This is a genomic window from Streptomyces acidicola, assembly GCF_009377235.1.
Lineage (GTDB): Bacteria > Actinomycetota > Actinomycetes > Streptomycetales > Streptomycetaceae > Streptomyces > Streptomyces acidicola.
In genome coordinates this window covers 1-12955 of the sequence record NZ_VMNX01000051.1, presented here as the reverse complement: position 1 = coordinate 12955, position 12955 = coordinate 1, and the positions used below count along the sequence as shown (strand labels likewise).

Genomic DNA, 12955 nt, shown 5'->3' with positions numbered 1-12955 from the left:
AGTCTCCTCGCGTTGCGGTTTCGGTTGTCCCGGTGGTCGGGGGTGATGTGGGGGACGGGTCGGTTTCGGACATATGACGGCTCTGATCCTCAGGTAGATGTGGATCACGCCGGCCGGCGAGGTGCAGGTGCCCGGTGCGTGATCCGGCAGGGGGCCCGATCGTGCTCGGGCTCCCTGCTCAACGTCACGGCGGCGCGCGGGAACCGGTTCAACTCCCGCACGGTTCTTTTCGCAAGAGGTTCACCAGCGGTTCGTAAGCGGTCGGGACCGGTCACCGGCCCCGCTCGAGCGAGGGGTTTCCCTGTACTTCGGTCGTCGTCGCCGTAAGTCGTTGCTGGCCAGGGAGGACGGGAGATAGTTTCGGCCTGCAGTACCCGTCATGTACCTGCCCGGGCACCCTTGTGTCACGGGCGGGTTTCGTTTCCGGATGATGTGGAGATCCCATGGCTCAACTGCGCTCAAGACGCCGTCTCGCGCTCGCGGTTCCGGTCGCTCTCTCGCTCACCGCCTCCCTCGGCTTCCTGCCGGGTGTCGCCTCGGCCGCGCCGCTCACCTCGGCCCCCTCCGCCTCGGCGACCGAGGACGGCCCGAACCTGGCGTACGTCGTCAACACGACGACGGCCAAGCGGACCATCGCGGCCGTCGAGAAGGCGATAGCCAAGGCCGGTGGCACCGTCGTCATCACGTACGACAAGATCGGCGTGATCGTGGTCCACTCGGCCAACCCGGAGTTCGGCGCGCAGATACGTGCCGTGCGCGGTGTGCAGTCCGCGGGCGCCACCCGGACCACTCCCCTGGTCGCCGCGGGCACCACGGACGAGGGTGCCGCGGACTATCTGACGGCCGAGGAGGCCGCCAAGGTGAAGGCCGCGTCGGCGGACGTCCCCGGGAGCGAGCCCCTCGAGGCCGACCAGTGGGACCTGCGGGCGATAGGCGCCGACAAGGCCGCGAAGATCAACCCGGGCAGCAGCAAGGTCACCGTCGCCGTGATCGACACCGGCGTCGACGACACCCACCCGGACCTCGCCCCGAACTTCTCCGCGTCCCAGTCGGCCAACTGCGTCGGCGGCGTCGCGGACACCAGCGAGGGCGCCTGGCGCCCGTACACCGCGGACGACTACCACGGCACGCACGTCGCCGGTGAGATCGCCGCGGCCCGCAACGGCATAGGCGTCGCCGGTGTCGCCCCGGGCGTGAAGGTGTCCGGCATCAAGGTGAGCGACCCGGACAACGGCCTGTTCTACCCGGAGAACGTCGTCTGCGCCTTCGTGTTCGCCGCCGACAAGGGCGTGGAGATCACGAACAACAGCTACTACGTCGACCCGTGGCTCTACAACTGCGTGGACGACCCGGACCAGAAGGCCATCGTCGACGCGGTCAACCGGGCCCAGCTGTACGCGCAGAAGAAGGGCCTGCTGAACGTGGCGTCGGCGGGCAACTCCAACCACGACCTCGCCTCGGACGCGATCGTCGACACCACGAGCCCCGACGACTCCACCCCGGTCGAGCGCACCATCGACCCGTCCGAGTGCTTCGACGTGCCGACCCAGCTGCCGGGTGTCGTCACGGTCAGCGCGACGGGCGTCCAGAACCTCAAGTCGTACTACTCGACGTACGGCAAGGGCGTCATCGACGTCGCGGCCCCCGGCGGCGACCGGCGCTACCAGCTCCCGGACACCCCGTCGAAGGACGGCCGGATCCTCTCCACCATGCCGAACGGGCAGTACGCCTTCCTGCAGGGCACCTCGATGGCGTCGCCGCACGTCGCGGGCGTCGCCGCGCTGCTGAAGTCCACCCATCCGCGGGCGGACGGCACCGAGTTGCAGCGGCTGCTGAAGGCGCAGGCCGACAAGCAGGCCTGCCCCGAGTCGTACGACCAGGACGGCGACGGCAAGCAGGACGCCGTGTGCGAGGGCGGCCCGAAGGCGAACGGCTTCTACGGAGCCGGGATCGTCAACGCGCTCAAGGCCGTCAAGTAGGCGCAGCCATCGGCTGATCGCTCTTCCGCACAGCTCGTACGGGCCCGCACGGCTCGTACGGGGCCCGCACGGCTCGTACCGCTCGTCCGCGAACGAACTGGAGACATCATGACAGCGCCTCGCAAGCGCTCCCGCCGTGTGGTGGCGATCCCGCTGGGGATGGCCATGGCGACGGCGCTCGCCGTCCTGCCGAACACGACGGCGTCGGCCTCGGTGGCGGCTCCCCAGGAGGCCGCCGCTGACGCCACCCCGCTCAGCTACGTGGTCAACGTCAGTCCCGGGCACGGCACTTCCTCGCAGGTGAAGAAGGCCATCGCCAAGGCCGGCGGCACGATCGTGACGTCGTACGACCAGATCGGCGTCATCGTCGTGCACTCCTCGGATTCCGGGTTCGCCGCGGCGATCCGCAAGGTGCGCGGCGTGGAGTCGGCCGGTGCCACGCGCACCGCGCCGCTGCCCGCGCAGTCGACGACCGACCTGGGCGCGCCGAAGGTGCTGACCGCCCAGGAGGTGGCGGCCGCCGACGCGGAGGCCGGGCAGGACCCGCTGCAGCCTCTGCAGTGGGACCTGCCCGCCATCAAGGCGGACAAGGCGCACGAGAAGTCGCTCGGCAGCCCCGACGTGACGGTCGCCGTCATCGACACGGGCGTCGACGACACGCACCCCGACATCGCGCCGAACTTCGACCGCGAGGCGTCGGTGAACTGCGTGACGGGCAAGCCCGACACCGCCGACGGGGCCTGGCGGCCCGGGGCCGACGAGAGCCCGCACGGCACGCATGTCGCGGGTGAGATCGCGGCCGCCAAGAACGGCGTCGGGATGACCGGTGTGGCACCCGGGGTGAAGGTGTCCGGCATCAAGGTGTCCACGCCGGCCGGCTTCTTCTACACGGAGGCCGTGGTCTGCGGGTTCGTGTGGGCGGCGGAGCACGGCGTCGACGTGACGAACAACAGCTACTACACGGACCCCTGGTACTTCAACTGCAAGGACGACCCGGACCAGAAGGCGCTCGTCGAGGCCGTCACCCGGGCGTCCCGGTACGCGGAGCGCAAGGGCGCGGTCAACGTCGCGGCGGCGGGCAACGAGAACTACGACCTCGCCGCCGACGAGATAACCGACCCGTCGTCCCCGAACGACACGACTCCGTCGGACCGTGTGATCGACCCCTCGGAGTGCCTCGACATCCCGACCCAGCTACCGGGTGTCGTCACGGTCGCGTCGACGGGCGCGAAGGGCATCAAGTCCTCCTTCTCCAACCACGGTCTGGGCGTGATCGACATAGCGGCCCCCGGCGGCGACTCGACCCGCTACCAGACCCCGGCCCCGCCCGCCACCAGCGGCCTGATCCTGGGCACGCTGCCCGGCGGCAAGTGGGGCTACATGGCCGGTACGTCGATGGCGTCCCCGCACGTCGCGGGCGTCGCCGCGCTCATCAAGTCGACGCACCCGTACGCCTCGCCGGCCCTGGTGAAGGCGCTGCTGTACGCCGGGGCGGACGCCACAGCGTGCACGGACCCGTACGACATCGACGGGGACGGCAAGGTCGACGCGGTGTGCGAGGGGCCGAAGAACCGCAACGGCTTCTACGGCTGGGGCATGGCCGACGCACTGGACGCGGTGACGAAGTAGGGCTTCACGTAAGGGCGTTGGGCCGGGCGGTGCTGGTGCCGCCCGGCCCTTTCGCTGCCCCACGTCAACGTGTTGGCCGGGCACACACCGCATAGTGCACCTATGGATGCTGTGAACACGGAGTTCGTGTGGGAGGCGCTGGGCGGCGATCCCGCGCTGCTCCCGCGCGTGTCGGAGGTCGTACGGGACGGGGCGCTTCCGGCGCGGCTGCCCGTGCGGGAGCTGGCGCGGGCCTGTGTCGGGGCCTGCGCGCTGGCCGCCGCCGAGCTGGGGGCGCGGCGGGCCGGGCTCGCCGAGGTGCCCCGGGTGCGGGTGGACGACGGGGCGGTCGCCACGGCCTTCGTGAGTGAGCGGCATCTGCTGGTCGCCGGGCGGCAGCCGGTCACGTTCGCGCCGCTGTCGCGGTTCTGGCGGACGGCGGACGGGTGGGTGCGGACGCACGCCAACTACCCGCATCACCGGGCGCGTCTGCTGGGCGCGCTGGGGCTGCCCGGGGACGCGTCGGCGGAGACGGTGGCCTCGGCTCTGGCGGAGCGGTCCGCGACGGACGTGGAGGACACGGTGTACGGCGCCGGAGGGCTCGCGGTCGCCCTGCGCACACCGGAGGAGTGGGCAGGGCACGAGCAGGGACGGGCCGTCGCCGCGGGGCCGCTGCTGCACCGGGAGGTCGTCGGGGCCGGTCCTGTGCGGCGGCTCACCGGTGAGTCGGGGCGGCCTGCGGCGGGCGTGCGCGTCCTGGACCTCACCCGGGTCATCGCGGGCCCCGTCGCCACCCGCACCCTCGGCCTGCTGGGCGCGGACGTTCTGCGCGTGGACTCCCCCGGGCTGCCCGAACTCCCCGACCAGCACGCGGACACCGGCTTCGGGAAGCGGTCGACCACGCTCGACCTGGCCGACCGTACGGACCGCCGCAGGTTCGAGGAGCTGCTCGCCAGGGCGGACGTGGTGGTGACCGGCTACCGGCCGGGCGCCCTGGACCGGTTCGGGCTCGCCCCTCAGGCGCTGGCCGAGCGTCGGCCCGGGCTCGTGGTGGCACAGTTGTCGGCGTGGGGCGCGCACGGGCCGTGGGCGGGGCGGCGGGGCTTCGACAGCCTGGTGCAGGCCGCCACCGGGATCGCGATGACCGAGGGCTCGCCCGGGCAGCCGGGTGCGCTGCCCGCGCAGGCCCTCGACCACGGCACCGGCTTCCTGCTGGCCGCGGCCGTACTGCGCTCGCTCACCGAGCAACGGGAGGAGGGCGGCACACGGCTCGTCCGGTTCGCGCTCGCGCGGACAGCAGCCTGGCTGATGACGGGCAGCAAGGGCGAAGGCCGGGGCGAAGGCGGGCCCGCCGACGCCGCGTACGACCGTACCTGCGCCTCTTACGACGGTCCCGATGCCTGGCTCGCCGAGACCCGCAGCTCTCTCGGGAGACTGCGGTACGCGCTGTCGCCGGTGTCCTTCGACGGCGGGCCCGCCGACTGGTCGCGCCCGCCCGGGGCGTGGGGCGCGGACGAGGCGTGCTGGGCTTGAATCGCCGGGCGGCCCGAAGCGTACTCATGGGCGGAATCCTGTACGGCCAGTTGTTTTCCATGACTTGCCCTGTTCTGTGGCAACTGGCGAAGCTCTGGGGGTGAGCTTGACCAGACCGACAGCCGACGCCCTGCGTCCCGGCGCCGGGCGCGCCGTCGCCGTCCTTGTCCTGGTGGCCGTAGCCGCCCTGATCCCGTTGCTCGGGCCGCGCGTCGCACTGGACGGCACGGGCGAGGCGGCGGCTCCGGGGGCCGGCGGCATAGCCGTGCTGCGCACGGTGCTGTTCGCGGCGCTGTGCATACCGGCGGGCGAACTGTTCGCGGCGTGGCTGGCACGCCGGGTGCCGGGGGCGCCCGCGGAGGCACCGCGCAGTTGGGCGCCGTACGCGGCCGCCGCCGGTTTCGTCGCCGCGCTGGGTCTCGCCTCGGTCGTGGCGACCGGCAACCTGGTGCCGGGGAGCCTTGCCGACATCGACGTGGGGGGCCTCTACGAGACCCGGGACGGCAAGCTCGCCCTCCTGGAGGTCAACGCGTTCGCCGCGGCCGGACTGTGCGCCCTCTCGCGCCGCCCCGCCACCCAGGCGTGGCCGCTGGCCGCGGTCGCCGTCGCGGAGGCCCTGCGCGCACATCCGACGACGGAGCACACTCCGCTGGCCGGCAGCGGCCTGACGCTGGTTCACGTGGTCTGCGCCGCCCTGTGGGTGGGCGGCCTGCTCCACGTCCTGCGGATGCTCCGGCGGTGGGGCGGTACGGAGGCGGGTGCCGCGTTGTTGGGGCTCTACGCGCGCGTGGCGGCCGTTCTCCTGGCCGCCATCACCGCCACTGGGGTGTGGAGCACGCTGCGCCGTATGCCACCGGACACGGTCCTGGAGCAGCTGACCACGACGGCGTACGGGCGCGTCCTGCTGGCCAAGGTGCTTCTCGTGGCCGTCGTCGCGGTCCTCGCGCTGGTGGCGCGCGTCCGGCTGGCCCGCGCGAGCGACCCGCTCAGCGCCTGCTCCCCCGCGCGTGCGGAGGTGGTGGCGCTGGCGGCGGTCGTCGCGGTGTCGGCGGTGCTGACGGCGCTTCCGGTGCCGATCCGATGGTGAACCGGTGCGTCGTGAACCGGTGACCCCGTATGCGACTGCCCGGCGCCCGCGCGGAGTTGTACGACGCCTCCCCTGGGAGCTGCTCGGTCACGGTGAACTTCCGTACGGGGACGCCGAAGCGGGGGGCCACGCGCGCGTGTGCCGCCCCGCCGGGGCTTGTTCGGGACGGTGGCCGTCCGGACTGTCGGTCGGGGCCCGTATCCTCAGTGACCATGCTCGAAGACCGTACGACCGCGCCGTCCGACACCCCTTGGCCGGCCGCGTATCCGCAGGGGTACGCGGTCGTCGACGTGGAGACCACGGGCCTGGCCCGGGACGACCGCATCATCTCGGCGGCCGTCTACCGGCTGGACGCGCGCGGCGAGGTCGAGGACCACTGGTACACGATGGTGAACCCGGAGCGTGACCCGGGCCCGGTGTGGATTCACGGTCTGACGAGCAAGATGCTCGAAGGAGCCCCTCTCTTCCAGGACATCGCCGAGGAGTTCTCGGCCCGCCTGGCCGACCGTGTGCTCGTGGCGCACAACGCGGTCTTCGACTGGTCGATGATCGCGCGGGAGTACGCGCGCGCGAACCGCGAGGCGCCGGTGCGACAGCGGCTGTGCACCATCGCGCTCTCCAAGGAGCTGGGCCTGCCCCTGCCCAACCACAAGCTGGAGTCGCTGGCCGGCCACTTCGGCGTCGTACAGCAGCGGGCGCACCACGCGCTGGACGACGCGCGGGTGCTGGCCGAGGCGTTCCGGCCGAGCCTGCACACAGCGGTGAGCCGGGGCCTGCGGCTGCCGCTCCTCGAATGCCGGCCGTTGACCGAGTGGTCCGGCTCCGCGCACATCGGACAGCAGTCCTCCGGGGGCTACGGGCCCGGGACTTGGCGCCCGTCCCGTAAGCGGCCCCCGTGCCCGTATCCCAACCCGGGGCGCTACGAAGAGGGCAAACCGCTCAAGCAGGGCATGCGTGTCGCCTTCTCGGGGGACACGTCGGTCGACCGTGAGCTGCTTGAGGACCGTGCCGTGGAGGCCGGACTGCATGTCTCGACGAGCCTGTCCCGGCTGACCAGCCTCCTCGTCACCAACGACCCCGACTCCGGCACGTCGAAGGTGGTCAGGGCCCGGCAGTACGGGACGCCGGTGCTCGACGAGGCGGCGTTCGGGCAGCTGCTGCGAGACGTCGAGCCGGCGGCGGGCCAGGGGGCGCCGGCGGCGGGCCGAGGGGCGCCGGTCGCGGAGGGGTGAGAGGGGTGACAGGCGCGCAGGGGTGACCCGGGCGTACGGGTGATTGCCGGGCGACTCGCCCCGCGCCCGCTCGCCCGTGCCGCGTCCGCGCCGCACCCTGTGGCGCATGACACGTTGCGAAGTCTGCGGAAACGACTACGGCATGACCTTCGAGGTGCACGCGCAGGGCGCGGTGCACGTCTTCGACTGCTTCGCCTGTGCGATCCACCGCATGGCGCCCATCTGCGAGCACTGTCGCGTCCAGATCATCGGCCAGGGCGTCGAGGCCGACGGCAGCTGGTTCTGCGGTGCCCACTGCGCCCGGGCGGAGGGCAAGGTGGGGATCGTCGACAAGGTCTGAAGCGGCCCCCACCCGCATACGCCCCATGACCGAGTTGTACGGTCGTGGGGTGTACCGCTTCCTGTTGTCCCGGCAGTGGGTGATCCTCACGCTGGTCGCCCTCCTCCTCATCCCCACGATGATCAGGCTGGGCATCTGGCAGATGCACCGCTACGAGGAGCGCACCGCCAGGAACGAGCTGGTCTCCGACGCGCTGGACGCGCGGCCGGTGCCCGTGGAGAGGATGACCTCCCCCGGACACACCGTCACCAGCAAAGAGCGGTACCACAGCGTGACCGCGAAGGGCCGCTTCGACACCGGCGACGAGGTCGTCGTCCGTCGCCGCACCAACTCCGACGACGCGGTGGGCTACCACGTCCTGACCCCCTTCGTCCTCGACGACGGCAAGGTCCTGCTCGTCAACCGGGGCTGGATCCCCGCGGACGGCCCGAGCCAGACCGAGTTCCCCGAGATCCCCGAACCGCCCCGCGGTGAGATCACCGTCACCGGGCGGCTCATGCCCGACGAGACGACCGAGGCCAGCGGCATCAAGAACCTCCAGGGGCTGCCGGACCGGCAGATCATGCTGATCAACAGCGAGCACGAGGCCCGCCGCCTCGGCGCCGAGGTGCTCGGCGGCTACATCGTGCAGACGGCGCCCGCACCGAAGGGCGACACCCCTGAGCCTCTCGGCAAGCCCGGCAGCGAGGACGCCGCGCTGAACTACGCGTACGCCATCCAGTGGTGGCTGTTCGCCGCCGGAGTCCCTGTGGGCTGGGTCATCCTGGTCCGTCGCGAGCGCCGTGACCGTGCGGCGGCGGCCTCCGCGCCCGCGGAGGACAAGGAGACGGCCCCGGCTCCGGCGTAACCGCCTCTCCTGCCCGGCGGCAGGCGGTACGTCGGGGGCCCCCACCTGGCCGGGGGCCGGGCAGGCGGGTGAGGGAGGATGGGGGCCATGGATCTTGGACTGAAGGACCGTGTGTACGTCGTCACCGGAGCGACTCGTGGGCTCGGCAACGCGAGTGCGCGGGAACTCGTCGCCGACGGCGCGAAGGTGGTCATCACCGGGCGGGACGAGAAGAACGTCACCGACGCGGCGGCCGCCCTCGGCCCGAACGCCGTGGGCGTCGCCGCGGACAACGCCGACCCTGAGACCGCGGCCCGGACCGTCGCTGCCGCGCGCGAGCACTTCGGCGCCTTCGACGGCATCCTGATCAGCGTCGGGGGCCCGGCGCCCGGGTTCGTCGCGGAGAACACGGACGCGCAGTGGACGGCCGCGTTCGAGTCGGTCTTCCTGGGGGCGGTCCGGCTGGCGCGGGCCGCGGCGGCGGAGCTCGGTGACGGCGGTGTCATCGGGTTCGTGCTGTCCGGTTCCGTGCACGAGCCGATTCCGGGTCTGACCATCTCCAACGGGCTGCGCCCCGGTCTCGCGGGCTTCGCCAAGTCCCTCGCGGACGAGCTGGGCCCGCGCGGCATCCGCGTGGTCGGTCTGCTGCCGGCCCGTATCGACACCGACCGCGTACGGGAGCTGGACGGTCTCTCGGCCGACCCGGTGGCGGCCCGCGCGGGCCACGAGTCCCGTATCCCGCTGCGCCGGTACGGCACGCCGGAGGAGTTCGGGCGCACGGCGGCGTTCCTGCTGTCGCCCGCCGCGTCCTACCTGACGGGCATCATGCTGCCGGTGGACGGCGGGTCACGGCACGGGTTCTGAGTCCCCCGGCCTTCAACTCGCCCGGGCTGGCGGGAGGTTGCACCCGGCTTGCTCTGGCGTGGCGTTGGGGGATCAGCTTACCCGCTCCGCCCTGTGCCTGGCCCCATGCATGCGTACCTCGGCGGGGAGCGCGGCCAGTCCGGCCGAGTCCCGGGCGTGCGCGATGGCCTCCGCCGCCAGCCGGTGCAGGGCGTCCCCGGGGTCGATGTGCGGTTGGAGCAGGATCCGCACCCGCGCCTCGGGGGTGCTGCGCCGCCCGGTCAGCCGCACCTGGGCCCGCTCCACGCCGTTCAGCTGCCCCGCCTCACCAGTGAGGGCACCCTCCAGGGCGCGCCCGCGCAGCAGGGCGCCCTCTCCGTCACCGGTGTCGACGAGAACCTCGCCCAGCCGACGGCGCCGCAGCACGGCGGACAGCCACCACACGGCCAGCAGCAGTACGACGGCGAGTACGGCGATGACTGCGGGCCACCACCAGCCCTCGTCCCGCCACCGGGTCCGGGCGGCGGCGCTGAGCAGGACGTCGTGCATCCCGTGGTACACCCACCAGGAGGGCGGCTTCACACCGAGCCCGACGGCGAGCACGGACCCGCCGGCCACGACGAGCACCAGCCCGGCCAGTCCCAGCAGCACCCGGTTGACGATCCTCAACACCGGACCTCACCCCTTCCGTCCGGGTCGGCGAACGTGCACGGCCAGCGCCGGCGGCCGGGACAGCCCGAGACCCCGGATGCCGTCGGCGAGCGTGGCGTCCAGGTCGGCGCGTACCTCGTCGAGGTCGCGGAAGTGCGCGACCGCGCGGACGTCGACCTTCTTGCGGCCCACCCGGACCTGTACGGCCTGTACGCCCGCCACCTCGATGGCCCGGTCGCGCAGCACCATCCCCGCGGCGCCCCGGTGCAGCCCGGCCCGGACGTCGGTGTGGACGCGCCGCATCGGCAGCACATCGCGCAGCCCGGGTGTCGCGGCGAGCACGAGCAGCCAGGCGCCGAGCGCGACGGCGACTCCGGCGCCGACGAGCACCCATGTGTCGTCGAGGGGGCGTTCGGCGAGCTCCCGGGCGAGGGACTTGCGCCACTGCATGGCCGGCCGGCCGGCGCGGACGGCGACGACGTCGTACAGCAGGAGACCCGAGCCGGCGAGGAGCAGCAGCGCGACGATACCGGCGGGGACACGGCGTGAGGACCAGAAGCGCCTCTGGTCGCCGTTCTCACCGTCGAGAGCGGGCAGCGGGTCGTACGCGGCCGCCGACGTGGCCTGGACCGGGTCGTCGGCGGCAGCCTTCTCCATGACGGGCAGCCGCTGTGTGCCGTGCGTGCCTTCGGAGCCCTGGGACTCGCTCATCGGGTCCTCCCCTGTGCCGCGCCGGGGACGTGCGCGAGGTGCAACCGCTCCACCAGGACCGCCACCTCGGCCACGTCCATCCCCGCCAACGCCTCTACCCGCTGGACCACCTGCCGACGCACGGCGGCGCAGCGGGCGCCGATGTCGGCGGGGTAGTCGAGTTCCAGGCCGACGCGGACGCGCGCGGTGTCCTGGTGGACGACGGCGATGGCGTGCGGGGGCATGGCGTCGGGCGCCAGTGTTCCCAGTGCTTCGCGCGCAGCCTGCGAGGCGATCTTCGCGACGGCGCGGTCGGCGATCCGGGTGGCGCCGCGCTCGGCCGGCGCGAGGGTGGCCCCCGGGCGACGGCCCTCTTCGAGGCGGCTGTCGTCGAGGTGGCTGTCGTCCACGCGGGTCACCGCCGCCGTTCGTCACGCGGACGGAAGAAGTCACCGAGGTCCAGGTCACCCTCCAGGAACCGGCCGACAAAGAAGCCGACGGCACCCAGCGCTGCCACCAGCAGGAAAGCACCGAACCCGCCGAAGTACCCGGCGAAGCCCAGCGCCATTCCGGCGATCATGCCGATCACGGCCAAACTCATGCTGCGCTCCTAGGAGCTCATCGGGGCGTACCGGGGACGGTCCCCGGGCCTACTGGGCTCTTACCCGGGGCTCACGGTGTTTCCCGGGCTACTGAAGCCGAGTCTCCACCTCTTCTTCCTCTTCCTCCGGCAGTTTCACATCACTGACCGCGATGTTGACCTCGACGACCTCCAGGCCGGTCATGCGCTCCACGGCCGCGACGACGTTCTCGCGCACGGCGCGGGCGACGTCGGCGATGGACATGCCGTAGTCGACGACGATCTCCAGGTCGAGTGCGGTCTGCACCTCGCCGACCTCGGCCTTCACACCCCGGGTGACCGCCTTCGTCCCGCCGGGCACTCGGTCGCGTACCGCCCCGAAGGTCCGTGACAGCCCGCTGCCCATGGTGTGTACGCCGACCACGTCGCGCGCGGCGAGCCCGGCGATCTTCTCGACGACCCCGTCGGCGATGGTGGTGCGCCCGCGGGTGGCCGGGTCGCCGCCACCGCGCCGGGTGGTCCTGCGGGCGCCGGTCGCGGCCGGCGTCTCCGCCTCGGGCTTGTCTGTCCGGTTCCGGTCCGTCATGTCGCTCATGCCGTACGTCCCTTCCGGTTGTTCTTCTCTGCTCACAGTAGGTGCGGTCGCGTGGTCGTGCGCCGGCATGCGGCAGGCTGGAGCAATGACGGCGGACGGATGGGCGAAGACGGTACGGCAGCAGATCGGGCTCGGCAGAGTGCTCCCGCTGGGCGGCCCGCGTGACGGCGCGTGGATCACGGAGAAGGCGGCCGGCTCGGTCCTGCGCCGCGCGGCGGGCTCGACGCGGGGGCTCCGGCTGGGCGCGCTGCGGATCTCCCTCATCGACCCGGACGCGCCGTACGACCCCGCCGTGCCGCCCCCGCCGAGCGCACTTCCTCCGGGGCCGCTGCGGGTCGGTGCGGACTTCCTGGCGTCGGCGGACCCCACGGCCCCGGCCGCCGAACCCCTCCCGGCGACGGCGGCCCGCCTGCGGGCAGCGCTGGCCGCAGCGGCGAGGGAGCGCCTCGGCCTGACGGTGTCGGAGGTGGATCTGCGGGTGACGGGTTTGCTGGACGCCGACGAGGATGCCGCGATCCCCGCGGCCGACGCCGGGCAGGCCGACGGCGAGCCCGTGCCCGAGCCGCCCGGCGACGGCGAGGAGTCCCGCGTGGCCGCCGCCGCGCTGTCCGTACCGGGCGTGACCCGCCTGACCGGTGCCCTGGGCGGGCTGGGGCGCGCGGTCCATATCGAGACCGGCCCCGCGCTGCCGCGCCGCCATGTGCGGGTGGAGGTCGCGGTCACGGCGACGGAACGGGCACTGGATGTGGCACGCGCGGTGCGCACGGCGGTGGGCAAGGCTCTGCCGGACCACCCGTCGGTGGCGGTCGTGGTGACGGCGGTGGACTGACGCCCCACGTGGTCCCGGCCCGCACCGGGCAGATTCCCGGGCCTCCGGATCAGATCCCGCGCCCGCGTCCGTCCGTGAGACGGAACCCGCCGCTCGCCCGTGAGACGAAGCCCGCCGCTCGCCCGTCTCTGCGCGAGGTTCCGTCCCGCCCCTGCCCCTGCC

Annotated in this window: 14 protein-coding genes; 9 read left to right on the top strand and 5 right to left on the bottom strand. The window is 72.9% G+C overall.

Translation table 11 applies throughout. The features are described from left to right. Positions 1-443 precede the first annotated feature (443 nt). The 8 genes from FPZ41_RS16230 (at position 444) to FPZ41_RS16195 (ending at position 9469) form a co-directional block, all read left to right on the top strand. Positions 444-1979: a S8 family serine peptidase gene (locus FPZ41_RS16230; RefSeq protein WP_152863272.1), complete on the top strand. Its 1536-nt coding sequence runs from the start codon at positions 444-446 to the stop codon at positions 1977-1979. Positions 1980-2087: 108 nt separating this feature from the next. After that, positions 2088-3608, top strand: a complete 1521-nt coding sequence (locus FPZ41_RS16225; protein WP_152863270.1) for a S8 family serine peptidase — start codon at positions 2088-2090, stop codon at positions 3606-3608. Between the two features lie 102 nt (positions 3609-3710). Then, positions 3711-5120, top strand: a complete 1410-nt coding sequence (locus FPZ41_RS16220; RefSeq protein WP_152863268.1) for a CoA transferase — start codon at positions 3711-3713, stop codon at positions 5118-5120. Between the two features lie 100 nt (positions 5121-5220). Beyond that, a complete protein-coding gene (locus FPZ41_RS16215) occupies positions 5221-6207 on the top strand; it encodes a CopD family protein (protein WP_322620304.1) in 987 nt (328 codons plus the stop codon). Positions 6208-6419: 212 nt separating this feature from the next. Further along, the gene (locus FPZ41_RS16210) at positions 6420-7439 is read left to right on the top strand and encodes a DEDDh family exonuclease (protein ID WP_152863266.1); all 1020 of its coding nucleotides are present in this window, start codon (positions 6420-6422) and stop codon (positions 7437-7439) included. A gap of 106 nt (positions 7440-7545) precedes the next feature. Then, positions 7546-7779 (top strand): hypothetical protein, encoded by a 234-nt coding sequence (locus tag FPZ41_RS16205; protein WP_131563854.1) that lies wholly within the window; start codon positions 7546-7548, stop codon positions 7777-7779. A 49-nt stretch (positions 7780-7828) separates the two neighbouring features. After that, positions 7829-8626, top strand: a complete 798-nt coding sequence (locus FPZ41_RS16200; protein ID WP_322620312.1) for an SURF1 family cytochrome oxidase biogenesis protein — start codon at positions 7829-7831, stop codon at positions 8624-8626. Positions 8627-8713: 87 nt separating this feature from the next. Continuing rightward, positions 8714-9469 (top strand): SDR family oxidoreductase, encoded by a 756-nt coding sequence (locus tag FPZ41_RS16195; RefSeq protein ID WP_152863262.1) that lies wholly within the window; start codon positions 8714-8716, stop codon positions 9467-9469. Positions 9470-9541: 72 nt separating this feature from the next. Here FPZ41_RS16195 and amaP read toward each other — a convergent pair whose 3' ends face one another. The 5 genes from amaP to FPZ41_RS16170 form a co-directional block, all read right to left on the bottom strand. Further along, positions 9542-10120, bottom strand: coding sequence for an alkaline shock response membrane anchor protein AmaP (gene amaP, locus FPZ41_RS16190; protein WP_322620303.1), 579 nt, complete (start codon positions 10118-10120; stop codon positions 9542-9544). 6 nt (positions 10121-10126) lie between these two features. Continuing rightward, a complete protein-coding gene (locus FPZ41_RS16185) occupies positions 10127-10810 on the bottom strand; it encodes a DUF6286 domain-containing protein (RefSeq protein WP_152863260.1) in 684 nt (227 codons plus the stop codon). Next, entirely contained in the window at positions 10807-11199 is a 393-nt protein-coding gene (locus FPZ41_RS16180) for an Asp23/Gls24 family envelope stress response protein (protein WP_322620302.1), read from the bottom strand. Before FPZ41_RS16180 ends, FPZ41_RS16185 begins: the two co-directional genes overlap by 4 nt. A 5-nt stretch (positions 11200-11204) precedes the next feature. Further along, positions 11205-11390 carry a hypothetical protein gene (locus tag FPZ41_RS16175; RefSeq protein ID WP_131563859.1) on the bottom strand — a complete coding sequence of 62 codons (186 nt, stop codon included), beginning with the start codon at positions 11388-11390 and terminating at the stop codon, positions 11205-11207. Positions 11391-11478: 88 nt separating this feature from the next. Next, positions 11479-11964, bottom strand: a complete 486-nt coding sequence (locus FPZ41_RS16170) for an Asp23/Gls24 family envelope stress response protein (RefSeq protein ID WP_194236113.1) — start codon at positions 11962-11964, stop codon at positions 11479-11481. A gap of 85 nt (positions 11965-12049) precedes the next feature. Between FPZ41_RS16170 and FPZ41_RS16165 the strand changes: the two genes are divergently transcribed. Beyond that, positions 12050-12793 carry a nucleopolyhedrovirus P10 family protein gene (locus FPZ41_RS16165; RefSeq protein WP_152863258.1) on the top strand — a complete coding sequence of 248 codons (744 nt, stop codon included), beginning with the start codon at positions 12050-12052 and terminating at the stop codon, positions 12791-12793. Positions 12794-12955 lie beyond the last annotated feature (162 nt).